Annotated in this window: 21 protein-coding genes, 1 tRNA gene and 1 pseudogene; 19 read left to right on the top strand and 4 right to left on the bottom strand. The window is 39.8% G+C overall.

Annotated elements, in window-relative coordinates; genetic code table 11:
• Positions 1–36: 36 nt before the first annotated feature.
• The 7 genes from LZG75_RS09950 to LZG75_RS09920 all read left to right on the top strand — a co-directional run bounded on the left by LZG75_RS09950 (position 37) and on the right by LZG75_RS09920 (position 9,193).
• The gene (locus LZG75_RS09950) at positions 37–1,311 is read left to right on the top strand and encodes a TolC family protein (RefSeq protein WP_233937416.1); all 1,275 of its coding nucleotides are present in this window, start codon (positions 37–39) and stop codon (positions 1,309–1,311) included.
• Complete coding sequence (locus tag LZG75_RS09945; RefSeq protein WP_233937415.1) at positions 1,308–2,663, top strand: efflux RND transporter periplasmic adaptor subunit; 1,356 nt, start codon at positions 1,308–1,310, stop codon at positions 2,661–2,663. The genes LZG75_RS09950 and LZG75_RS09945 overlap by 4 nt, the downstream gene beginning before the upstream one ends.
• Positions 2,660–5,755: an efflux RND transporter permease subunit gene (locus LZG75_RS09940; protein WP_233937414.1), complete on the top strand. Its 3,096-nt coding sequence runs from the start codon at positions 2,660–2,662 to the stop codon at positions 5,753–5,755. Before LZG75_RS09945 ends, LZG75_RS09940 begins: the two co-directional genes overlap by 4 nt.
• Complete coding sequence (locus LZG75_RS09935) at positions 5,755–6,075, top strand: P-II family nitrogen regulator (RefSeq protein ID WP_233937413.1); 321 nt, start codon at positions 5,755–5,757, stop codon at positions 6,073–6,075. The genes LZG75_RS09940 and LZG75_RS09935 overlap by 1 nt, the downstream gene beginning before the upstream one ends.
• A gap of 458 nt (positions 6,076–6,533) precedes the next feature.
• A complete protein-coding gene (locus tag LZG75_RS09930) occupies positions 6,534–7,424 on the top strand; it encodes a TauD/TfdA family dioxygenase (protein ID WP_233937412.1) in 891 nt (296 codons plus the stop codon).
• Positions 7,425–7,436: 12 nt separating this feature from the next.
• A complete protein-coding gene (locus LZG75_RS09925; protein WP_233937410.1) occupies positions 7,437–8,207 on the top strand; it encodes an SDR family NAD(P)-dependent oxidoreductase in 771 nt (256 codons plus the stop codon).
• Between the two features lie 32 nt (positions 8,208–8,239).
• The gene (locus LZG75_RS09920; RefSeq protein ID WP_233937408.1) at positions 8,240–9,193 is read left to right on the top strand and encodes a tripartite tricarboxylate transporter substrate binding protein; all 954 of its coding nucleotides are present in this window, start codon (positions 8,240–8,242) and stop codon (positions 9,191–9,193) included.
• 66 nt (positions 9,194–9,259) lie between these two features.
• On the opposite strand, the gene LZG75_RS09915 is transcribed toward LZG75_RS09920, so the two are convergent.
• Entirely contained in the window at positions 9,260–10,072 is an 813-nt protein-coding gene (locus tag LZG75_RS09915; protein ID WP_233937406.1) for an IclR family transcriptional regulator, read from the bottom strand.
• 449 nt (positions 10,073–10,521) lie between these two features.
• Between LZG75_RS09915 and LZG75_RS09910 the strand changes: the two genes are divergently transcribed.
• The 8 genes and pseudogenes from LZG75_RS09910 to LZG75_RS09880 all read left to right on the top strand — a co-directional run bounded on the left by LZG75_RS09910 (position 10,522) and on the right by LZG75_RS09880 (position 18,652).
• A complete protein-coding gene (locus tag LZG75_RS09910) occupies positions 10,522–11,580 on the top strand; it encodes an ABC transporter substrate-binding protein (protein ID WP_233937404.1) in 1,059 nt (352 codons plus the stop codon).
• A 57-nt stretch (positions 11,581–11,637) separates the two neighbouring features.
• The gene (locus LZG75_RS09905) at positions 11,638–12,408 is read left to right on the top strand and encodes an ABC transporter permease (protein WP_233937402.1); all 771 of its coding nucleotides are present in this window, start codon (positions 11,638–11,640) and stop codon (positions 12,406–12,408) included.
• On the top strand, positions 12,408–13,169 hold the full coding sequence (locus LZG75_RS09900) for an ABC transporter ATP-binding protein (RefSeq protein WP_233937401.1): 762 nt from the start codon (positions 12,408–12,410) through the stop codon (positions 13,167–13,169). The genes LZG75_RS09905 and LZG75_RS09900 overlap by 1 nt, the downstream gene beginning before the upstream one ends.
• 26 nt (positions 13,170–13,195) lie before the next feature.
• A complete protein-coding gene (locus LZG75_RS09895; RefSeq protein ID WP_233937400.1) occupies positions 13,196–14,932 on the top strand; it encodes a sulfoacetaldehyde acetyltransferase in 1,737 nt (578 codons plus the stop codon).
• Between the two features lie 5 nt (positions 14,933–14,937).
• Positions 14,938–16,575 (top strand): GMC family oxidoreductase, encoded by a 1,638-nt coding sequence (locus tag LZG75_RS09890; RefSeq protein WP_233937399.1) that lies wholly within the window; start codon positions 14,938–14,940, stop codon positions 16,573–16,575.
• A 4-nt stretch (positions 16,576–16,579) separates the two neighbouring features.
• Positions 16,580–16,939 (top strand): annotated as a pseudogene (locus tag LZG75_RS12335) (Rieske 2Fe-2S domain-containing protein); the annotation flags it as partial.
• Between the two features lie 987 nt (positions 16,940–17,926).
• Positions 17,927–18,022: transfer RNA gene (locus LZG75_RS09885), tRNA-OTHER, on the top strand.
• A gap of 225 nt (positions 18,023–18,247) precedes the next feature.
• Positions 18,248–18,652 carry a BLUF domain-containing protein gene (locus LZG75_RS09880; RefSeq protein ID WP_255698881.1) on the top strand — a complete coding sequence of 135 codons (405 nt, stop codon included), beginning with the start codon at positions 18,248–18,250 and terminating at the stop codon, positions 18,650–18,652.
• A 198-nt stretch (positions 18,653–18,850) separates the two neighbouring features.
• On the opposite strand, the gene LZG75_RS09875 is transcribed toward LZG75_RS09880, so the two are convergent.
• Entirely contained in the window at positions 18,851–20,245 is a 1,395-nt protein-coding gene (locus LZG75_RS09875; RefSeq protein ID WP_233937398.1) for an FAD-binding oxidoreductase, read from the bottom strand.
• Between the two features lie 43 nt (positions 20,246–20,288).
• On the opposite strand from LZG75_RS09875, the gene LZG75_RS09870 reads away from it, so the two are divergent.
• Positions 20,289–21,269: a tripartite tricarboxylate transporter substrate binding protein gene (locus LZG75_RS09870; RefSeq protein WP_233937396.1), complete on the top strand. Its 981-nt coding sequence runs from the start codon at positions 20,289–20,291 to the stop codon at positions 21,267–21,269.
• Positions 21,253–22,419, top strand: a complete 1,167-nt coding sequence (locus LZG75_RS09865; RefSeq protein WP_233937394.1) for a serine hydrolase — start codon at positions 21,253–21,255, stop codon at positions 22,417–22,419. Before LZG75_RS09870 ends, LZG75_RS09865 begins: the two co-directional genes overlap by 17 nt.
• Here LZG75_RS09865 and LZG75_RS09860 read toward each other — a convergent pair.
• Positions 22,412–22,819 (bottom strand): nuclear transport factor 2 family protein, encoded by a 408-nt coding sequence (locus LZG75_RS09860; protein WP_233937393.1) that lies wholly within the window; start codon positions 22,817–22,819, stop codon positions 22,412–22,414. The genes LZG75_RS09865 and LZG75_RS09860 overlap by 8 nt on opposite strands.
• 35 nt (positions 22,820–22,854) lie before the next feature.
• On the opposite strand from LZG75_RS09860, the gene LZG75_RS09855 reads away from it, so the two are divergent.
• Complete coding sequence (locus tag LZG75_RS09855) at positions 22,855–23,769, top strand: alpha/beta hydrolase (protein ID WP_233937390.1); 915 nt, start codon at positions 22,855–22,857, stop codon at positions 23,767–23,769.
• A 131-nt stretch (positions 23,770–23,900) separates the two neighbouring features.
• Here the strand turns inward: LZG75_RS09855 and LZG75_RS09850 are convergent, their stop codons facing one another.
• Complete coding sequence (locus LZG75_RS09850; protein WP_233937389.1) at positions 23,901–24,056, bottom strand: hypothetical protein; 156 nt, start codon at positions 24,054–24,056, stop codon at positions 23,901–23,903.
• 152 nt (positions 24,057–24,208) lie between these two features.
• On the opposite strand from LZG75_RS09850, the gene LZG75_RS09845 reads away from it, so the two are divergent.
• Positions 24,209–24,523, top strand: a complete 315-nt coding sequence (locus LZG75_RS09845; RefSeq protein WP_233937388.1) for a hypothetical protein — start codon at positions 24,209–24,211, stop codon at positions 24,521–24,523.
• Positions 24,524–24,583: the final 60 nt, after the last annotated feature.

The following is a 24,583-nucleotide window of genomic DNA, read 5'->3' as shown; positions in this document are numbered from 1 at the left end:
TTATAGATAATGGAGTGAAGTATTTCTGTTATTAAAGTGTTGAAAATAAACCTGTATCGATGGTTTTTTTTGATTTTTGCCACTACTGCATTAAGTACGCATACTTTTGCGCAAACAGAAAAACTGTACACAATTAATGAGCTAATTGTTATTGCCCTTGAATCAAGTCCACAGGTATTAGCCGCTAGAGATCAGTCAAAAGCAATTAAGGGACAGCTATCAACCGCTCGGGCAATTCCTAATCCTGAATTTGAGGTGGGGACTGGTCAGCAGCGATCAGTTTCTGGATCATTGACGGTTGGGAATGTGTCTTCATGGTCAGTTACTCAGCCACTGGATATGCCTTACAACCGCTATCCAAGAGTGAATGCAGCAGAGGCAAACCTCCGCTCAGCAGAAGCAACTCGAGTTGCTTTTGAAATAGAAACTATTGCAAAAGTTCAGCAACGGTTTTATGAATTAATGCGACGTGAAGCTGAGGCAAAGGCTAGCGAGGAAGATTTAAGCTTAACAAAACAAATTCGTGAGCGTATGCAGCTTAGGTACGATGTTGGAGAAACTGCCAGGTTTGAGCTAATTCGTGCACAAACTGAGTTTCTGAATGCACAAATTACGGCTGAATCAGGAAAGTTACGTATTGAGCAGGCGCGCAGTCAATTGCGTCAGGTTGTTGGGCATATGCTACCAGCAAATTACACGGTAATTTCAGAACAGCCGAATGTAGAAACATTGCCGCCATTAAATATCCTATTAAGCGAGATTCAGGCGCAAAGTCCTGAGCTGCAAAAGGCGAAAGCGGATGTTGAAGCAAGCGAATCAAGATTAAGTTTTGAGAAAAATGCTCGTCTACCCAGACTAGCGTTTAAAGCGTCTCAGTATAACGATCCAAATTTTACCGATCGACTCTATGGACTGCAAATTAGCATTCCGATTTGGGACTTTAAGGTCGGTCAAGTGGCTGAAGCTGAAGCAAATGCATCTAAAGCCAAAAATCAGCTTAATGCGCAGAGTCAAAGTTTAGATCAGCAGCTTGAGACAGCATATAAGTTATATCAAATTGCCGCTTATCAGGTCAAAGTTTTGGATCAGGAGGTTGTTCAGCTTGCCGCGAGTGCTCAGCGGATTGCGGAAGTATCTTATCGATATGGAGAGAGAGGCATGCTGGAATACCTAGATGCACAAAGAACCTTTCGGGCCGCTAGAAATGATTTGATCAAAGCGAGGTTTGATTTAGCTTCAATATTTACTGAGATTCAGAGGTTAAGGGCAAGTCCTGAATGGCTCGCCAAAATAGAGGGTGGAAAGCAATGAAACAGAACTTTATGGCATTCATGAGAAAGCTAGGGGTTTGGAAGACTTTCTTAGTGCAAAAGGTCACCCTTTATTCACAAGATTGGCTTAAGCAAGTGATTCAGGCCCAAAATAATTGGTATCAAATTGCGCATGATTGGACCGCCAACCATGCTCCAACTGTTGCTAATCGTTATGACGGATCACCTCAGTGGTTTAAAAAGGGGATATTTTTACTCCCTTGGTTTTGTGTACTCATCATCACCCTGAATTACTTTGATGTATTTGATAGAAAACCGATGATTAAATCAGTTCAGGATCCTAATGTCGTAGTAGTAAATGCGGATTTACGGAAGATTATTGCAGATGGTAAAGCACAGATCTCTCCATTTATTGAAGAGTTACGCGCATCAGGTCGAATTGACTTTAATGAACTGTTTCTATCGCGTATCGGTGCAAACGTTACAGGTAGAGTTTCAGAAATTTTAGCGGTTCCTGGTCAAATTGTGAAGCAGGGTGATGTTCTGGCCAAAATTACTTCCACTGAGCTAACTCAATCGCAACTTGCTTACTTAAAAGCGAAGAGTGCGGCCCAATTGGCCGATCAAGCAGCTAACCGCGCCAAAATTTTGTATAAAGAAGATGTGATCGCTCTTGCGGAATTACAAAGGCGAGAAGCTGAATCTAGCAGTGCTAAGGCAGAGTTTCGTGCTGCTAATGATCAATTGCGCGTACAAGGTATGGATCAAAAAAGTATTGATCGCTTTGCAAAATCAGGCGTGATTGAATCGATCAATAATGTGATTGCAACGATTCCAGGTGAAATAGTTGAGCGCAAAATTAATAAAGGACAAGTTGTACAGCCTGCAGATGCATTATTTACCGTGGCCGATCTCAGCACTTTATGGGCAATTGCCGAAGTTCCCGAAAGTAATTCTTATTTAATCCGTAAAGGTCAAAAAGCTTCTCTAATTATTCCGGCATTACGTAATCAAGAGATTGGGGGGACTGTTGCTCATGTTGATTCCATCGTAAATCCGCAAACTCGAACTGTAGTTGTGCGGATGGAGCTTGCCAATAAAGAAGCTCAAATTAAGCCCGGCATGCTCGCAACCATGTTGATTGAAAGTCAACCAATAGATAAGTTGGTTGTACCCTTAGGCTCCATAGTTCGAGACGATAACCAAGACCATGTTTTTGTGAGAATAAATGATGATGTATATCGTATGGTTCCCGTTAAACTTGGTCCCGAAGGTAAAGGCTATCGTCCGGTCATCTCTGGCTTAAAAGAAGGGCAAGAAATCGCCATTGAAGGTGCCTATCATTTAAATACTGAACGTAAACGTCAGCTGAGTGGTGGCTCAGCGAAATGATTGAAAAAATCGTTCGCCTTTCTCTTCAGCAGCGCTTACTGGTAGTTATCGTTGCGCTTGCATTGATGGTAGCGGGGTTATTAGCCACCAAAAGACTATCAGTGGATGCATTTCCGGACGTAACAAATGTTCAGGTACAAGTTGCAGCTGAGGCTCCTGGTAAATCACCTGAAGAGGTAGAACGGTTTGTTACTATCCCAATAGAACTGGGGATGACGGGCTTACCAGGCTTGACGGAGATGCGCTCATTAAATCGTAATGGTTTATCTATCATTACTTTAGTTTTTACTGAAAAAACAGATATCTACTTTGCCCGTCAATTAGTGACTGAGAGGTTGATTGAGGTGGCCTCTAAAATGCCAATCGGCATTACTCCGGTACTTGCTCCACCATCCACTGGATTGGGCGAGGTATATCAGTACACATTAGATCACCCCTCGGATAGAAACCGAGAGCTCACTGTAGATGAGCTATCTGAACGACGTGCTGTGCAGGATTGGATCGTAAGGCCAATGTTACGGTCGATTCCTGGGGTTGCAGAAATTAATACCCAAGGCGGTTATGCAAGAGAATATCAAGTACTCGTCAACCCTGAGCGTTTACGACATTATCAAATTAATCTTAATGAAGTTTATCAAGCGCTTGCTAGAAATAATGCTAACTCGGGAGGTGGACAACTCCCTACTTATGCAGAACGATATTTAATACGTGGGCTAGGCTTAATTTCAAAGCCTGAAGATATTAGTAAAATTATTTTGAAGGAAGTAAAGGGCACGCCAATCTACGTCAAAAATGTAGCCGAGGTTACTATTGGTAGCGAAATTAGACAGGGCGCTGCTATTAAGAATGGCTACACGGAAAGTGTTGCTGGAATTATTCAAATGATTCGAGGTGGTAATGCACGCGATGTAGTAAAACGAATTAAGCTCAAAGTTGAAGAGATTAACGAAGGTAAATTACTACCTGACGGTCTCCAGATCGTGCCTTTCTATGACCGAACTGATTTAGTTAATGCAGCGATGTTTAATGTAGCCAAGGTTCTCATTGAGGGCGTCATTCTAGTAATTATTTTACTGTTCTTATTTTTGGGTGATGTTCGCTCCTCTTTGATTGTAGTTGCTACGCTTTTGCTGACGCCATTACTTACTTTCTTAGTCATGAATCGCTACGGTATTTCAGCAAATCTGATGTCATTAGGCGGTTTAGCGATTGCAATTGGAATTATGGTCGATGGATCAGTAGTAGTTGTTGAAAACACTTTCGCCAAATTAGGTGAGCGCCTCAAGACTGGAGAGTCAAAGAATAGAATTATCTTAGAAGCCGCAACTGAAGTAGGTAAACCAGTGCTTTTTGGTGTGGGAATTATTATTCTTGTCTTCATGCCGTTACTGTCGTTAGAAGGTATGGAGGGCAAGATGTTTGCGCCCATGGCAATTACGATTGCTATTGCGTTGGCTATCTCACTAATTTTGTCATTTACCTTATCACCCGTCCTATGTTCTTATATTCTGAAGGGGGGCAGTGAAGATGATACGAAGATTGTCAAAAAATTACGGGCGCCATATGAGCGTTGGTTACATTGGAGCTTGGCTCATCCAAAATTAGTTGTAAAGCGATCCTTACTCGCCTTGGGTATCAGTCTAATTGGCTTTGTTCTATTAGGTAAGGCGTTTATTCCAGTGATGCAAGAAGGTTCAATTACGCCAGTCATTATCAGGGCGCCAAATATCTCCCTAGATGAATCTATTAAGTTAGAGTTCGAGGCAATTAAGCGCATCATGACTATCCCCGGCGTTGAGATGGCGGTCTCTCGATTGGGTAAAGGTGAATCTCCTGCTGATCCAGGACAGCCTAATGAGTCAGATCCGATTGTTACTCTAAAACCATTAGGCGATAGAGACTTAAGCCAAGAAGAAATTGCTCAGCAAATTCGTGAAAAGCTTAAAACACTTCCGGGTATTGAGTTATCTATCTCTCAGCCAATCGCAGCACGTGTTGATGAGATGGTATCTGGCGTTCGCTCACAAGTAGCAGTAAAGATTTTTGGCGAAGATCTTACTGTTCTTCAAAAGCTTGGATCACAAATCGGTCAAATTCTCATGAAGATGAAAGGTAGCAATGACTTACGCATAGAACAGGCCTCTGGTCAAAACTATCTCAATATTAAAATTGATCGAGATGCGATAGCACGTTACGGTATAAATGTTTCGGATGTGAATGAGGTAATAGAAACTGCAATTGGTGGTAAGCAAGCCAGTACGGTGTACGAAGGAGAACGGCGCTTTCCGCTAATGTTGCGTTATCCAGATTTTTATCGAAATAAAATCGATGCAATTGAGAATATTATTTTGCATTCGCCTAATGGCGCTCAGGTTTTAATGCGAGACTTAGCCGAGATAGCCCTAGTTGAAGGGCCGGCGCAGATTTCTCGTGAGTCCGGTAGACGTCGTTTGGTTGTGGGTGTTAATGTTGAGGGACGTGACTTAGGTGGTTTTGTTCAAGAGGCACAGGCACTAATCGCCAAAGGTGTAGAGCTACCTCAGGGATACACCTTGCAATGGGGCGGTCAATTTGAAAATATGCAAAGAGCGATGGCACGCCTGATGATTATCATTCCGCTAACAATCCTAGCAATTTTCTTTTTGCTCTTTATGCTCTTTAAATCCATTAGATTGGCTAGTTTAATTATCTTAGTACTGCCATTTGCCTCAATTGGGGGCGTGTTTGGTTTATTTTTGACGGGAGAGTATCTTTCTGTTCCGGCAGCAGTAGGATTTATTAATCTGTGGGGAATTGCGGTACTTAATGGGGTGGTATTGATTTCCTTTATTAAGCAACTGCGCGAGGATGGATATAGTATGGAGGACGCCTTGCTTCATGGTTGTAGTCATCGCTTTAGACCTGTCATGATGACGGCATCAGTTGCGATGCTTGCCCTAGTTCCCATGTTGTTCTCTGGCGGTCCAGGGTCTGAAGTTACTCGCCCCCTTGCAGCCGTAGTTATTGCTGGTTTGGTAACCTCAACGGCATTAACGTTACTAGTATTACCAGTTTTATATAGATGGTTTGAAGAAAAAGAGGTGGAAGCATGATGGAAGTCAAAGCGGTTGTTCGCCCAAATAAGTTAGCCGCCCTAAGAACGGCATTACTAGAAACACCTGGGTTTCCAGGGATGACAGTTACTAAGGTTGAGGGCTGCAGTGCGCCATCCAAGACCAATAAAGTCAATATCAAAGATGAGCTAACAGATTACTCAGCAAAAGTAAGAATTGAAATTATTTGCGATGAAGAAATTGCTGAAATACTAATGGATCAAATTGTCTTGATTTGTCAGACTGGGCAGATGGGTGATGGGGTAGTTTGGTGTACACCAGTTCCGAAAGTGTTCTTTATAGCCAAAACATCTACTTAAGCAAGAAACAAAAAAGCCCCCTAGAGCGAGGATTGGTTCCCAACTAAGCCGAAAGATATGGTGAATGCATAAGTCCAGGGAGTTAGGAAGCTAACACAAACCGGAATCCTTTGGTCCCAGGTTCAAGTCCTGGTGCGCCCACCAATAATCACAATACCAACTCTAGGGTTGGTATTTTTTTGAGCGTTACTTTAAGTAACGCTTGTGGAGGCGGCTTTTAAAATGATTTCAGTAGTTCAAAATATAACCATTTAATTGCAATTCTTTACTAAAGATAAAAACCGTTTGAAGTTAGCGCTAAATTACCACAAGAAAAAACATTAAATTTAATAGCAATTACTTTTTTAAGATACTATATGAATCATAAAATATTCGTTAGGTTAGTGCTAAATTTATATCCGTGTAATCATATTTAAAAAAATTAGTGGTTAACCCTAAAAATATAAATGGGGGGCAATATGAGTAGCGAAACAAATAGTTCATTTCAAATAAAGCGCTTAAACCCATATTTTGGAGCTGAAATCAGCGGAATTGACCTTTCTAAGGATATAGATGAGGAAACTTTTTCCAAAATAAAAGATGCGTACTATGAATACTCGTTACTTGTTTTTCATGATCAAAGAATCTCACCAAAAGTGCATGTCGACTTTAGTAAGCGCTTTGGATCATTAGAAATTCATTCTTTAAAGCAGTATTTACTGGAAGACCATCCAGAGATTCTTCTTCTATCAAATATTATTGAAAACGGTAAGCCAATAGGATTTGCTGACACTGAGCGCGTAGCTACTTGGCATACAGACACCTCCTATTTAAAAACGCCAAGCGCTGGATCGGCACTTTATGCATTAGAGGTTCCATATGATTCAAAAGGGAATTCTCTCGGAAATACTTTATTTGCCAGTACTTTTGCAGCATATGATGCTTTAAGTGAAGACATGAAGATTAAGTTACGAGATCTAAAGGCGCTTCATAAAATGACTAAAGCCTATGATGATGCCCCCAAAGACACAATAACCGCAGTTAAATTTACAGATGAACAGATTAAGAGGCCACCTGAAAACCATCCCATTATTCGAACCCATCCTGTAACAGGTAGGAAGTCCATATATTTAAGTCCATTGTGCGTTACTAAAATAGAAGGAATCCCTGAGGCAGAAAGTAAGAAAATCCTTCAAGAGTTAGACAAGTTATGCACCAGAGAAGATTTTGTATATCGGCATAAATGGAAAGCTAATGATTTAATAATGTGGGATAACTGCTCCACACAGCATTTAGCAGTCAGCGACTATGCTCCCCCTTTACGGAGAAAAATGCATAGAACTACTTTTGCGGGATCAATACCATTTTAAAAATGAAAAATTATGGAACTCAAAAATAAGGTAGCAATCGTTACCGGTGGAAGCGTAGGAATAGGCCGGGCAATTGTTGGAAAATTAGTTAGCGAGGGAGCTACTGTAGTAATTGCCGACATAAATTTAGAATCTGCAAATTTAGCGGTTTCAGAAATTCTGAAGGGCGGTGGAAATGCCTTCGCAGTTAAGGCAGATGTTTCAAACTCCAGTGATGTTGCCAATATGGCAGATCAAACTTTTGCAAAATATTCGCGTATTGATATTCTAGTAAACAATGCAGGAATAAGATTTATAAATCCATTATTAGAGCAAACAGAAGAAGAATGGCGCCGTACTTTAGACGTTAATTTAACAGCCCCATTTTTGTGTTGTAAAGCAGTCATTCCATACATGTTAAAAAATGGAAAAGGTAAGATTGTTAATATTTCATCGGTAGCAGGATTATTTGGAAGACCAGAGAGAGTGGCATATTGCGCCTCTAAAGGTGGCGAAATTGCCTTTACTAAAGCTGCTGCTTTGGATATGCGCGGTAAAAATATCTATATTAATGCAGTTGCTCCTGCGTTGATTGATACACCACTAAATTCAGGATTTGCAGCTGATAATGAATTAGCTGCAGTTTGGGGGAAAGAAAATAATGTAGGCAGATGGGGTAAGCCAAGCGAAGTTGCAGATGCAGTTTTTTTTCTTTGCTCTAACTCTTCGGATTTTATTTCTGGCACAGTTCTTACTGTTGATGGCGGCTGGACATCGGCAATGGTTAGGGCAACAGAGGGTTAATAAGTTAATGCATTAAAAATTTGGGGTTAATAATGATTGATAAGATAAAGAGCTATTTCCTATTTTTCTTTTTTATAGCCAGCTTATGTTTTGGGCAATACTCTTGGGCCCAGGATAAATATCCCTCAAAGCCCATTCAATTAATCATCCCCTGGGGTCCCTCAGGCGGATCAGATCAAACTGGAAGGCTAATTGCCAATCAATTAGAGCAGGAGTTAAAAATATCAGTACCCGTAATTAATATGCCCGGGGCAACTGGAAATATTGGTATGCAAAAGTTATTGTCTGATCCAGCTGATGGTCAAACCTTGCTCTTATTGGCCTGGGATAATTTTGCTCTTTTAGCTACCCAGCAGCCGAAATGGAAAATTGATGATTTTATTAACTTAGGCATAGTCATTCAACTTCCTTCAGGCCTATATGTTTCAGGTGATAAATTTAATAATTGGAAGAGTTTTGAGCAAGCAGCAAAAAATAGTCCTGTCTCAATAGCAATTTCTGGACTTGGAAGTACGGATGATATTACGATGAGTTATCTACAATCCAAAGGATTGAAGATAAATGTAATTCCTTATGCAAAGCCTGGAGAGAGGTACGCAGCATTAATTGGAGGGCACGTTGATGCCCTGTATTCGCCAGCCGGCAATGTGGCTAGCTTTGTAGAGTCAAAGCAAATGAGACCAATCATCTTTTTCAGTGCCGAGCGATTAAATGATTTTAAAGACATTCCAACATCTAAGGAGGTTGGATATAATGTTACACTGCCCCAAAGAAGAGCGCTAATTATTAAGGCTGGCACTGATCCTGCAAAAATAGCAGTTATATCTCAAGCTTTAAATAAGATAGTTAATTTACCAAAATATAAAGCCTACTTGAAGGATTCTTTTGCATCGGAAAAAAGCTATGTGCCCCAATCTGATACTTTGGTGGTAATGAATCAAGATTTAGAGGAAATGCAAAAAATTCTCAAAAATATTAACAAATAATTGTTTTAGTTACGTAACCACTGCTAGTAAATTGAACGATTTTCGATAAATTAATTTGGGGTCAAATTAAATATCCTCTCGCGAAAAAGTTTGACTTATTTTCTCGGCAGCAATTCTGAGCTTTGGAATGCACGCAATCGCCTCTGATAGATCATGGCGGACGGTTGGTATATGGATTGATACGGTTCCGCATATCTTATTATTACGATTAAAAATTGGAACCGCTATACCAATTAGACCTTGCATAAACTCTTCAATATCTAAGCCATAGTTTTGTGAACGAATTTTTTTTAATTCTTTTTCAATTTTTTCTATATTGATTATTGTGTGCTCGGTGTATTTAACAAGAGTTATAGAGTTTAAAATTCTTCGTCTTTGCTGAGCTGGCATATAACTTAAAAAAAGTTTTCCGCTTGCACCGCAATAAATTGGCACTATAGATCCAGGCTGCAAATGAATTCTTAGGGGCCATTGTGATTCAACTCGATCTATATAAATCACTTTATTTCCAGCAAGAGCCGTGATGTTGCAAGTCTCTTTTAAATCACTCACTAGCGCTTCAAGGATTGAATGGCGCATTGATTTATTTGGCGAGTTAATTAAGGTTTCTATTGCTAAGTTGTTTAACCTTTGCCCTGTTATAAATTTTTTACTTCCAGGCTCTCTTTCTAAAATTCCAATTGACTCTAAATGAACCATTAGTCTATGAATTGATGCTTTAGGGATCTTTAATTTTTCTGAAACACCAATCGCCGATAGAGGTTCTGGTGAGCTACTAAGTGCAAATAGAATTTCAATAGCTCTTGTGATCGCGGAGTCCTTAGAGGAGTTAGTACTTTCCCTTATAAATTCGTCATATCCAGTAATTTTATTTTTCATCTGCCCTTAGTTTTGATAGTCACCTATTGATATTTTACTTATTTTAATCAATTTTTGCAAAAAATGAGATTTATTATCTCAATATTGACATTAATAAAATTTCTGTTAGATTTAAAAAAATGAAAAGCTAATTCATTAAATTTTTGGGAGGAGATATGACAAATAAGAAATTAAGCGGTATATCTGATTTAAATAAATTAGAAAAGAACTCTAGACGTACTTTTATAGAGCAAAGCTTAAGTTTGACAGCTTCAGCAGGGCTTTCGTCTCTGATGCTTGGTTCAACATCTTCGTTCGCCCAAACTAGCACTTTTACGCAATGGGGCTGGCCAACTCCCTACCGAAAAATTTCTGATAAATCTGTTGCGTGGCTAAAGTCTAAAGGTTGGTGGCCACTTCAAATTGCATGGAACCCTCTTTGGTCGGAGGGGAACATAATCCTTTTTTTAATGCGCCAGCAAAAGTTAATGGAGCTAAGAGGCATCGAGGCTGAATATAGCCCCTTTGTTGCCGCCAGCCTGATGAATGAGGTATACATGCCAGGGCGCGTTCAAGTTGCCCAAGCAGGCTCTTTAGGCTTATTGCAGGTTATAGATAAAAAAATCCCCACTGCTGCAATTGCTTGCTATCCTACTCAAAGACAGGCTTTTTTATGCCATAAGGACTCCCCCTTAAAAAATAGCATTTCAGAATTAAAAGGTGCAAAAGTTCTTGGACGGCCTGCTGTAGTTGGCATCACAATTGGAAGCACAACCCACCTCGCATTTTTAATTGCAGTAAAGGTGTATGGGCTTGAAGAAGGCAAAGATTATGTGATTAAAAATACTGCGCCTGCCGATATTCTTATGATGCCTCAAGGGATAGATATAGTCGGGATCTGGGAACCCAATGTGATGCTCATGGATGAGTTTCTTAAAAATGCACGCATTTTTGACCTCATTAATAATTATGAGATATTTAATGGTTACTCCTATATGCGTGGGGAAATTGAAGAAAATGCTCCCGACGTAGTTCAGGCTTATACGGATAGCTTTATGGAGGCGCAATTAATTGCTCGCTATAAGCCAAAAGAGGCAATTTCTGATTTTGCTGCTGACCCATCCCAAAGAGGGCGCGATATTAAATTAATTGAGCGTGACGTTCAAATCCATGTGCTTAATCCTAAGCCCACGCGAAATTATGTTTTTGAAGATACCGGAGGTTTATGGATACCACTGGAGTTATATCAATCTGGAATTATGACTGACGCCGGAGTCTTGAAGCGCCGCTATACCGAGGCTGATTTTAAGGCTGTATTACGGCCTAAATACCTTGCTGAAACATTCAACCAATTAGGATGGGCCGTGCCCAAAAAGGCTCCCTTTATGCCTTCAAATTGGGCAGGAAAGGTTGGTCAACCTCCTTATCCTCCTTATGGGGTGATGGAAATGGGTAAGCAGAATTTTCCAGGCCCTGGTGACTTAATTCGTCCATGGACTTTCGCTGGCAAAACATTTAAGCCAAGTTAAATTATTTAATCAATAAAAATACTTAGTAAGTGTTTTAAATGGAATCTGGGGAATGAATTGCAAATAAAAAAAGCATTAAAGTCTGTTGCTAGACTTTGGCTTTTGGCCCTTCTTATAATTGTTTGGCAACTTGTAAGCGAGAATAGCAGCACAATTTCACTGCAACTTCCGCCACCGAGTGAAGTTTTTTCGGGTGCGGTTGAGCTAATTCAAAAAGGAACCCTTCAAAAAGATATTTACGCTAGTCTTTCTAGGGTTTTTATCGCCATTGGCGTTGCTCTTTTAGTGGCGATACCGTTAGGTTCTCTGCTTGGCGCCTCTAAAAGTTTTTCATGGTCTTTTGAACCCGTAGTGAATTTTTTTAGACCAATTCCTCCTTTAGCATGGATACCATTAAGTATTTTATGGTTTGGTATTTCAAATGTTCAAAATGAATTCATTATTTTCTTGGGCGCAGTTTTCCCTATTTTAATAAGCACAATGGAAGGTGTCAGAGATGTTGACCCGCAATATATAAGAGCTGCAAAGACTTTAGGGGCATCAAAATTTTCAATCATTATGACTGTTATTTTTCCTGCAGCATTGCCTCAGATGTTTGTGGGGCTTCGTGTTGGCACTGGGATTGCATGGATGGCTCTAGTTGCCGGGGAATTGGTTGCTGCTACTTCAGGTCTTGGGTACTTGATTAACCAAGGTAGATATCTTTTTCGAAGTGATTATGTAATTGTAGGAATGGTTGTGATTGGTTTAATTGGCTTGCTTCTAGATGCGCTCATTAGATTAATTCAGGCCACCATAATGCCGTGGTGGAGACTGGGAAATCAATAATGACTGATAACGTAATTCAAATTAAAGATTTAGAAAAGATTTATGGATCCGGTTCTAATGAAGTATTAGCATTAGAAAAAATTAATCTCAATATTCAGCAGCAAGAGTTTATTTGTGTATTGGGGCCTAGTGGCTGTGGCAAAACAACTTTATTAAATATCCTTGCCGGATTTGAGTTCCCCACAAAAGGATTTGCAGAGGTTCTTGGCAATCCTATCTTAGGCCCGGGCCCTGATCGTACTATGATGTTTCAAGACTATGCATTATTTCCCTGGCTGACAATTAGTAAAAATATTGAGTATGGTTTAAAACAAAGAAACTTTGGAAAATCTGAACGACAAAAAATTGTCAATCATTTCATTGAATTGATTGATCTTAAGGGGTTTGAAAATAAGTATCCAATCCAACTATCTGGTGGAATGCGTCAAAGAGTAGCCTTGGCAAGGGCTATGGCAGTAGATCCTGCAATTTTACTTATGGACGAACCATTTGCTGCTCTTGACTCATTTACCAGGGAGCGCATGCAAGATGAGCTAGTACGTATTTGGCAGCTTAACAAAAAGGTAGTTGTATTCATTACCCACAGCATTGAAGAGTCAATAAAACTTGCCGATCGAATTATTATCATGTCTCCTCGACCCGGAAGGATAGTTGAGATATTGACTATGGATAGTGCTAGGCCTAGAGATATTAGTAGTGATGAGTGCGTTCGAGTTGCCCGAAGAATTAGAGAGATTTTGCATTTAGTAGCAAATACTTAAAAAATAAAAATTAAAGTGAGAAAAAAATGAAAAGAAAGATTTCTGGTAGTGAAGCTTTTGTAGAGGCATTTCGCTTAGAAGGTGTCGAGTATATTTGTGGAATTGTTGGCTCTGCATTTATGGACCCCTTAGATCTTTTTCCAGAGGCTGGGATCAGATTTATTCAAGTCCGACATGAACAAAGTGCAGCCCTTATGGCAGAGGGCTATGCCCGTGCAACTGGAAAGCCTGGAGTTTGCATTGGTCAAAATGGACCAGGGATTACAAATTTAGTAACAGGCGTGGCTAGTGCATACCTTAATCACACGCCATTAGTAGTTATTACGCCATCAGTCGTAACTTCTGCAATTGGTACTGGTGCGTTTCAAGAAATTGACCAAATGCGTATGCTTGCCCCAGTTGTTAAATGGCAATTGCAAGTAAATAGACCAGATCGAATGTCAGAGGCAATACGTGGTGCTTTTCGTGCAGCTGTTAGTCTTCGTGGGCCAGTTCAAATTGATGTACCTCGAGATTCCTATTATGGAATCTGGGATGAAGACGAACTTTCTCCTGAGCTTTATCGAACCAATGGTCGTTATGGTGGGGCAGATGTAGAATCAATTAAAGAAGCTATTCAGCTAATTAAACAAAGTAAAAAAATATCTATATTAGTAGGACATGGCGCAATTGACAGCGAAGCACATGATTCTATTGCCCGCCTTGCAGAAATGTTGACGGCACCTGTTGCATGCGTGTATGCGCACAATGATGCTTTTTATGGTTCACATCCATTGGCTGTTGGCCCAATTGGCTATCAAGGGTCAGAAGCTGCGATGCGATTATTATCCGAATCCGATTTAATTCTAGTTTTGGGTTCACGATTAAATTCATTTGGAACAACACCGCAGTATGGTATTGATTTTTTCCCTAAACACGCTAAATTAATACACAACTCTATTAATCCTCTGGAGTTAGGCTCTCTAAGGGCCATGAACGTAGGCTTACTTGGCGACTGCAAGGCTGTAACTAATCAACTTATTGAAGCTTTAACGGGATGCAAGTTAGAAATTGATTCAAAAGCAAGAAAACAACATATTCAAGAGCAAAAGGATACTTGGTCTCAGAAATTAAAAGAAATGTCCGATATCGAAGGCGATCCGATTCCGCCTAGACGCGCATTGTGGGAGGTCTCAAAAGCGGTTTCAGGTACTGACGTTTCAGTGGTAGCTGACGTAGGAAACATTAGTGGTAGCGCTAATGCCTACTTTACTTCGTTTGATAAACCAAGATCGTGGTTTGCTGCAGGCAGCTTAGGCGGTATTGGAGTTGGATACCCAACTGCAATGGGAGTTTCGCTTGCAAGTCCCGATAGAAAAGTCCTCGCATTAGTTGGTGACGGCGCATGGAGTATGTCTTTACAAGAGGTAATGACAACAGTTAGAGAAAAACTCAATTTTGTAACTATTATTTTTAATAACAAGGTTTATGGGGCAGAGCGGCGAAATCAATATGATTTTTTTGGAAAGCGTTATTTTTATACAGATTTAGAAAATCCATCATTTGCTCAAATTGCTGGTGATATGGGAGCAAAAAGCTATCAAATTGATAAAGCTGCGGATATTGGGTCGGCGGTAAAAGATGCTTTTAAACAATCTATACCTTCAGTAATTGAAATAATGACTGATCCTGCGATCCTAAATGAACCATATCGGCGTGATGCACTCAAGTTTCCAGTTAGGGAGCTAGATAAGTATCGTAAATATACAAATAATACCGACTAAGTTATATGCAATTTGACTATGTCATTGTTGGCGCTGGATCCGCAGGATGTGTGCTTGCATCAAGATTAAGCGAGAACAACCAAAATCAAGTTCTTTTAATTGAGGCAGGCGATGATATTAGCTCCGATTTAGCATTATCAATTCCCTTAGGCGTGGGAAAATTATTAAATAATAAGCAGAATTTATGGGCCGATATTACAAAACCTTCTGGCGGAACTCTTCAGCGAAAAATTGATTGGATTAGCGGTAAATGCATTGGAGGATCAAGTGCTATTAACGGAATGATTTTTGTTAGGGGGCATCCAATTCGATATGATGATTGGGTTACATTGGGCTGCAATGGATGGAGCTATAAAGACTGCTTACCTTATTTCAAGAAATTAGAGGATTGCCAGTTTAGTTCGTCAAATTTAAGACACCGTGGAGGCCCAATTGGAGCTGCTTTAGCTGAAAAAGATGAAATTTCAGAGTTGTTTATAAAGGCATGCATTGAAAATGGATATCCACGGGTTATTGACTATAACGCTGATATACCAGATGGAGTCGGATATTTGCAGTTGTCTTCAAAAAATGGAAAAAGAGTTAGTTCGGCTAAGGGTTATCTAGATAATATTTCTCATCGGAAAAATTTAACTATATTAAAAAATGCGCAGGTTAATAAGATTTTATTTTCTGGTAACCAGGCTATTGGCGTTAGTTATATAAAAAATAATCAGATATATGAAGCGTTAGCAGATAAAGAAGTTATTTTATGCGCTGGGGCTATTCGAAGCCCTAAATTACTTGAGTTATCGGGGGTGGGAAATCCAAAGATATTAAATAATTATTCCATTCCTATGGTATTTGAAAATGCATTTGTTGGTGAGAATTTGCAGGACCACTTTATGACTCGTATTTGTTATGAGACAAGCTCTAAAGATACAGTTAACTATATGATGGGTAATAAATTTTCATTGGGAATGCAACTATTAAATTATTTGGTATTTAAAAAGGGGATCTTTTCAACGACTACCTTAAAATCTACAGCATATTTACGCAGCAATGAATCTGAGGCCATTCCAAACCTAAGAATTCAGGTTTCACTTATGAGTGCTGAGGGCAGAATTCCCGAATCTGGAAAATCTGGACTAGACTTAGCAGGAATTAGGGCTAGTCTTGATCCTGGCTCTGCTTTTCATATCGGAGTTTACGGAATTTATCCCGACTCAAGCGGATATTCTCATATAAATTCCTTAGATATTAATAGTCCATCAAATATCCAGCCAAACTATCTTGATACTGCGAGAGATCAAAAAACAGTTATTGAGGGATTGCAACTTATTCGAAAACTTGCAGAATCTCCAGCCTTAAAAAATATAATTACAAAAGAAATTCGACCAACAAAAAAAGTAAGTTCAAATGACGATTTACTGAATTTTGCAAAAGAGACAGGACATACCTGCTGGCATCCCATTGGAACTTGCAAAATGGGATTAGAAAAAAATAGTGTTGTAGATACTAATTGCAAAGTCTTTGGGACCACTAAATTACGTGTAGTTGATGGATCAGTTCTTCCAATGCATATAAGTAGTAACACCAATATTCCTATCTTAATGCTGGCTGAAAAAATTTCTGAATCTATTGCTCAAGCAAACCAAAAGTAATTTTATGAAAAATATGATAAAAAATTCATCCACAGCGTATCAAGGTTATAAGATAAGAAGGCAAAATAAGCCAGATGATCTTTTGACCGATTCTAATTTTGGTACTCCATTAGGTGAGTATATGAGGTGTTTTTGGCAGCCAGTCTCACTTGCATCTCAAGTTACACGTTTACCAAAAAAAATAAAAATATTTAATGAAGATCTTGTTATTTTTAGAGATGGCAAGAACCAAATTGGTTTAATGCAACTTCATTGCGCCCATAGGGGAGCTTCCCTCGAGTTTGGAGTGACACAAGAAGCTGGTGGAATTAAGTGTTGTTACCACGGTATACATTTTGATGTAACTGGAGAAATTCTTGAAATTCCATCTGAGCCAAATGGGGGGCAGCGAGTAATGGGGCGGTTTTGCCAGCCCGCATATCCAACTATCGAAAGAGACGGTTTAATCTTTGCTTATTTTGGAAATCCCGATACCATTCCAGAATTCGAGGAGTGGGACTCTTTTTCAAAAGAAAATAAAACAGAATTAGTCGCTTTTTCCAATATTTACCCTTGTAATTGGCTGCAGGTTATTGAAAATATCGCAGATCAAATGCATACAGCCACCTTACATCAGCCAATGAGTCTCTATGATGGGGAATTACCCAGCGAGGTTGATTTTGACTCTTTTACTCTTCCATCGTTTAGCAGCATACCGGTACTTGATTACCATGCAGTTCGCGAAAATACTGCAATGGCATTTGTTGCCGGAAGAAGAATGTCAGAAAAATTAGTTTGGTGGAGGATTAATGAATGTATCTTACCGAATTTAAGTCACCACGCCTATTTATATGAGAAGGGCAATACCAGAAGAGTTTTTCACCGCGTTCATATGGCTAGATGGTATGTTCCAGTAGATAACGAAAATTCAATCATTTTTGGATGGCGAATGTTTGGTCCTTCAATTGACCCGGACAATATGGGCAATATGGATCAAGTTGGACATGACTCGATTGATTTTTTGGGTGGCCAAGTAGCTGGATCTCGGACACATAAAGAGCGGCAAATGTTACCTGGTGATTTTGAAGCAATTGTTGGTCAAGGTGAGATTGCTTCTCGCGTCGATGAGCACCGACTTTCAGGGGATAAGGGGGTTGTTCTATTTAGAAAAATCCTATCCCAGGCGTTACAGAATGAAAATATTCCTCTTTTGGCATCAATGATGCATTTAAACCCGAGTAATTTTTTTAGGAGCTACTCCCAAAACTCAATTTTAAATATCCAAAGTTTTAGTGATGCCACGAAAGATAGAGAAAATATTGAAGCTATTGGGAAAAAAATAATAGCCATTATGGCTTCTGCGCCAAGTGCTGAGCCTCAAAGAACTGATTTTGTAAAAGTAGAGCTTGAAAAGCTGGAAACTTAAAATTTACTCTGGTCCCAGGTTCAAGTCCTGGTGGGCCCACCATAAATCACAATACCAACTCTAGGGTTGGTATTTTTTTGAGCGTTACTTAAAGTAACGCTTGTGGGGGGTTAGGATTTACCATCTTCAGTCCTGGTTAGATTTCGCCCCGGGCCACCAAGAAACACTAAAACTACCTGCGGGTGGTTTTATATTTGACACTACTTGTAGCGAGGGATTATTAGTGTTGTCTGTGTTGATTGAGATATTTCTTTATATTAGAACTATATGACCCAATTGATCGAATTAACTTATGTGAGCGAGCCCGCCCAAGAGATGTCCTTTCTGGGTTTGATGCGCTTGCTTTATCACTCCTATTTGAGAAATACGAGTATAGGGGTTACAGGCGCTTTAATTTTTGAAAATAATCGCTTTGGTCAAGTCATTGAAGGACCAAGGACCCAGATTGAGGATTTATGGGAAAAAATTCAAAAAGATACTAGGCATAAAAATATTCGCCTCATAGAGTCAAAGCCAATTGAACATAGAAGCTTTAATAAGTGGACTATGATTTTTCAGGATAGCGAAGAGGTAGCCAAAAAGTTACCTGAAGTAGCTGTAGCAGTAGCTGTAGAGGATGTAAATTTTCCTACTGGGCATCCTCTCTTAATCGCTTTGAGGAATGATAGCTAAAGCCTGCTGGCTTAATTTGACACTCATCATCGTGAATGAGCTTCCTAAGCGTTACTTTAAGTAACGCCTATAGATTAACAATCTAATCTCCTATAAGCCAGGTTCAAGTCCTCTTGGGCCCACCAATAATCACAATACCAACTATAGGGTTGGTATTTTTTTTAGCGTTACTTTAAGTAACTCTTGTGGGGCTATACGTTAAATAATTTCATCTTTCAGCCAATACCATTTATAAAGTAACGCTTGGCCTAGTCGACGAAAAGGAGCGAATAACTCCGATTTAATTTTGCCGAATAGGTTTGGGTATTCAAGCTGAGATGTATAAATTGGCAAACTAAATGCAGGCTCACTGTGATCTTTTCCTGCTATCCGCTGCGCTAACCTTTTGCCGGCCCAAGTTGAAAAAGATACCCCATTTCCACCATACCCTAGTGCATACCAGAGATTATTCTCCGGGTTAGGTTTAATGATTCTGGGCATCATGTCATGGCTCATATCAACCCATCCCCACCAGGAATAGTCGATTTTAATTCCGGCCAAGGGCGGAAATTTACGAGCCAATCCATCTAACAGCAATTGGTAATGCTTTGGATTACTAGCATCACTACCAATCACTGCGCTTCGACTGCCAATTTGCAAGCGATTATCTTTTAATAGGCGGTAATAAAAACGTAATTTACGAGTATCGGTAATAAATACATGAGAGTGAAATTGTGTAGCAGCAATTTCACTGCTCGTTAGGGGTCTAGTCACTATAGAATTAGAAAGCACGGGGAGCAGTTTATTTTTAAGAGCTCCATTAAGATTTTGCCCGGTATATCCACCCGTGCAAAATGCAACGCGTTTAGCTCTAACCACGCCATTAGGTGTGTATAAATGGTGAATCCCATTTATTACTTTAGATTCAGTAACAGGGCTACCAGTATAAATTTTGACACCTAAGGCCTGTGCTTTTTTAAGCATGCCAAAATTAAATTTAAGCGGATGAATTCCTATTCCCTCTTCTTCAAGCATAGCGCCATGAGCATCATGATCATCGCAATACCGCTCTTTAATCTCAGCTTTAGTAAGAATTTTCGGGTTGTATCCAAAAATCTTATGTTTAATATCAGCCTCATGCTGAAGATATGCTAATTTATCAGGGCGATGGGCTATATAGAGGTGCCCGCCAGGAGTTGCTTCACACTCAATTTCGGTAGTTAGTTGTGCAAAGTTATCGAATCCCATCCGGATTTCTTTATCAAGTTTTTTTGCAGTATCTAGGCCCCAGCGCTCAATCCACTGAGACCGACTAAGTCGACCGCTTGCATTTTGTCCTTGCCCGCCATTGCGACTAGAGCAACCCCAGGCCGATTGATTTGCCTCAAGAATTATGGCCTGTATGCCATGTTCTTGTGCTAAGTAAAGGGATGTAGCTATGCCTGTGGCCCCTGAACCAACAATGACCACATCAACGTCTATATCCCCTTGAATTGAGCCATTATTTGGCGGTGGAGTACCGGCTGTTGCTACCCAGTAAGTTGGGGAATAATGTTGATTAATTCCTGGTATAGAATCTCTCAAGGGATCATGTAATGGGTTGTAGACCTGCATATTATTAATATAAAGTAAGTTTCTTTAGATAGGAAGTTAATTGATGAAAATATCTCAACTGGCACTAGTTTATGTTATTGGCATTATAGGTAGCATCGCTTTTAACCCGGTAGCAATTGCTCAGTCATATCCCAATAAGCCAATTCGAATTGTTATTCCAAATGCGCCAGGAGGAGGTACTGATGTCGTTGCGCGCCTACTATCAGAGAGTTTGCAGAATGAATTAGGCCAACCCATTGTGATAGAAAACAAACCTGGTGCCGGCGGGGCAGTAGCAGCAGCAGATGTTGCAAAATCACCCGCTGATGGCTATACCCTACTAATGGCTGCCGCAGGATTTGTGATTGCACCTGCAGTGCTGCCAAAAGCTGGATACGATCCAATTAAGGACTTTACAGGGGTGCGCCAGCTAGCAATTGTTCCCTTAATAATTGTGACACGCAGTGAAAGCAAACTTGAGAATATGAATGACTTATTAGAGCTTGCAAAAAAAGATGGAGATAAAGTAACCTTTGCTTCATTTGGGAATGCCACACCATCCCATCTCGCTGGCGAGGCAATAAATCGCCTAGGTAAAGTAAAGATGACCCACGTTCCCTATGTCGGCGGCCCAAAAGCTCTCCCAGATATTTTGGCGGGTAATGTAACCATTGGTATTTTGGATGCAGTTTCAACTCTACCCTTAGTGCAGCAAGGAAAACTAAAAGCATTGGCTGTAACTGGCCCCAAACGTTTACCAGTTTTACCCAACATTCCTACATTAGTAGAATCGGGCATTGCATTTGATGCAGTGGGATGGCATGCAGTTTTTGTACCTATTGGTACCCCAGCGCCAATTGTTAATAAGCTAAGTGCTGCTTTTAATAAGGCAATTGATCAGCCCAAAGTGATAGAGCGAATTATTAGTGGCGGATCAATACCGATTGAAAAAGCAGGTACCCCTAGTCAGTGGACCGCACAGTATGCAAAAGAGACAAAACAATGGGCAGAAATAGCAAAATCAGTTAATGCAAAAATGGAATAATCTTCAGGATCTTCAGCAGAATGAGAAAATTAGCTCCTTAGAAGAGCTATACGAGAGCCGATTAGACCTTGCACAACGAGTTAAAACGATTCGAAATTTGGATCGTTTTTTCCCTTGCCATCAGATTAAGCAAAGCTTAATTCCAAGTTCAATTTCGTATGAGCCATTTAATTTTGAAAATTTTAATTTTTTAACACTAAATCAAAATTTAAATTTAGATGATTACATTCGTCTGAATTATGTTACGGGGATTTGTATCTTAAAAAATGGAATAAAGATCTATGAAAATTATTTCAATGGGAATAACTACGATACACAATGGTGTGGTTTTTCAATAACTAAATCAATTACGTCAACGCTTATTGGTGCTGCTATACAAGATGGGTCAATAGGTGGTGTTGGTGAGCAAGTGAGTACCTATTTGCCTCAATTAGATAAAAGTATTTATGGTGAAGTTACCATAGAGCAGGTATTACGCATGTGCTCTGGAGTCCAGTGGGATGAAACTTATAGCAATCCAAATTCTGATCGACGAAAAATGCTAGAAGTACAACACTTGCAGCAGGCGGATGCTATTTTAAATTTTTTGTCCCAACTACCCCGCAAGTCTAAGCCTGGTGATCTGTGGAACTACAATACGGGAGATACATTCATAGCTGGTGCATTGTTAAAAGCTGCGATTCATAAATCATTATCTACGTATTTACAGGAAAAAATTTGGCAACCATTAGGCATGGAATTTCCTGCAAGTTGGTGGCTAGATTCCATAAATGGCCAAGAATTTGGCGGTGGTGGCCTATCTTTTTGCTTAAGAGATCTAGCGCGCTTTGGTCAGTTTTTACTTGATGATGGCATGATCAATGGAAGCCAAATATTGCCAGCGGATTGGGTCAAAAATTCCTCCACACCATTTCAAGTTAAGGGAAAGCCAGTTGATTATGGTTATTTATTTTGGCTAGTGCCGCCTGAAAAGGGCGCAATACACCAGGGCGCCTTTAAGGCTCGTGGTATTTTTGGCCAATATCTTTATGTCAATCCCCATAAAAAAATCGTGGTAGCCACATTTGGCGCGCGACCAAAGCCTAGAGCAGCAGATAGTCCTATTGATGACGATGATTTTTTAACAGGTTTAGTCCAGTACCTCAATTAGAAATTTTTGGCGTGCGATTTTTTCTATAAGTATCTTTAAGGCAAATTTTTCCTCCTCTGAAAAAGAATAAATCTACCCCATCTAACTCAAAAAATTCACCATCAGATTTTCGAGTGGCAATAAATGTCCACTCAGAAAAGCCACGCTCCCCAAAAACTTGGTTCGTGTTTCTTGGGACCCATTTTGCGTCAGGAAAAATTTTAAAGTTATTAGTAAAGACTTCCCAAATTGCCTTTTTGCCCTTAATTGACTCGCCAAAACTACTTTCTCCCATAGGAGGTCTAAACTCGCAATCATCAGTAATCATCGATACAATGGCATCAGGATTATGTTGATTAAAAGCTTCACAAAAATCATCTAGCATTAGAACCAATCTTTGATTTTCATTTGTATTTGTCATATAGATCCTCTATTCATTAAATTAAATACTAAATTATGTTATCAAGCGATGTAGATTATTTAAACAAGCAATTTCAGGTAAAGCTTATCTCTAATCAGGTTTATAAAAGAGCAATTATCCACTCTTCTACAAACCCTATTGAGCGTGATGTGCTAATCGATATATATGAACCGATTGGGCTGCCAATGGATGTCACATCTCCAGCATTGATTATGGCATTTGGTGGGGCGTTTCATCGTGGCAGTAAAAATAATGATGCTTTTGAGGTTAATGGATCTACCAATACTGCTATATCCGAATACTGTCTAGAGTTTGCAAAGCGAGGCTACGTTTGTTTCTCGATTGACTATCGGTTAATTCAAGAGGATCCTGATCCCGGGGAGACCATTGCAATCTCCAGTCCCGCAGCAGTTCCCCGCTCCAGGGTAGATGAGGTAAGGAAAATTATGAATTTACCCCCTGCAGATAATTTGACCCTGTGGAGAGGAATAGAGGGAGCTATTGATGATGGCGTATCTGCAATTCAGTGGGTTAAAAAAAATGCTGAATTTTTTAATATCGATAAAACTAAGATTGCAATTGGTGGTTGGTCAGCTGGCGGCCGTATAGCTTTACATGCTGCTTTTCCTGAAAAAGAAAAGGTAGCTGCTGTATTTTCTTTATCGGGGTATATGGATTCCATGGATATGAATAGAAGCATTCTCGGAAATGCCGATGAGCCACCGGTTTATGTTTCTTGGGGGTCTAAAGATTTAGATTATGTTTTGAGTCAAGGACCCATTTTTGAAGACTACTTTAAAAAAGTTGGAATAAATTATGTTTCCTGCGAAATTCAAGGCGCTTCACATTTTTATCCTCGGGAAGTTCAGGTGACTGATTCCGACTGCTTTAGTGGGACTTTTGAAGAATCGCTAGCCAGGTTTTTGAAGCGTTCATTGCGCCTAAAATAGGCCTAATATAAAGTCCAGGGAGTAGTGAAAGCTACACAAACCGGAATCCTTTGGTCCCAGGTTCAAGTCCTGGTGGGCCCACCAAGAATCACAATACCAACTCTAGGGTTGGTATTTTTTTGAGCGTTACATTAAGTAACGCTTGTGCAGATGCTATCGGCCAATAAGAGACTTTGGGCTCTTGGAATAATCTCATCTAAGGCCCAGGTCGCACGCTCGAATCGTGCTGGCCAGGCCAAAGGCCTGAATTTCCAATCGGATGACATTAAAGCATCTAATGAATCCATGGGATTTCTCTCCAGATTGAGTTAGTACTTTTACCTAATTGGTAAATTTCAGAAAAATTACCTCAAGATTCTTTGATCTAAGTCAAACCTTGTTTGAGGCTGGTAATTAGGATATATCCATACAAATAACATTTGATTAGGGAGATATAGCTATGTCAGCCTCTGTCACTATTAAAGAGATTCAATCGGCAGAGGATGCTGCCCGTAAGGCAGTCTCTAGCTCAATGATCAGTCCTCGTTTTTATACAACTGATCATGATTATATGAATAAGATCAATATTGAGCCTGTCAGAGCTGAGTGGGACATGATGATGAAAGAGTATGAGGGTGATAATAATCAAGATCACTTTCAAAGAGATGAAAAGTTTAACCAGGAAGTGCAGGACTTATTGCCAAAACTGAGGGTGTCCCATATTTTGTGTAAACGGGGTTCGTTTACTACAGAGGGATTCTCTCCTCATACTTAATACTAAACTGATTTAATGCACCCTTCCAATCTCTGATGGGCATACTCCACTTTTGGCTGA

This window comes from Polynucleobacter sp. IMCC30063, from assembly GCF_021395235.1.
In the GTDB taxonomy this organism is placed as follows: Bacteria; Pseudomonadota; Gammaproteobacteria; order Burkholderiales; family Burkholderiaceae; genus Polynucleobacter.
The sequence above is the reverse complement of the archived record's forward strand: the minus strand, read 5'-3'. Positions and strand labels throughout refer to the sequence as shown.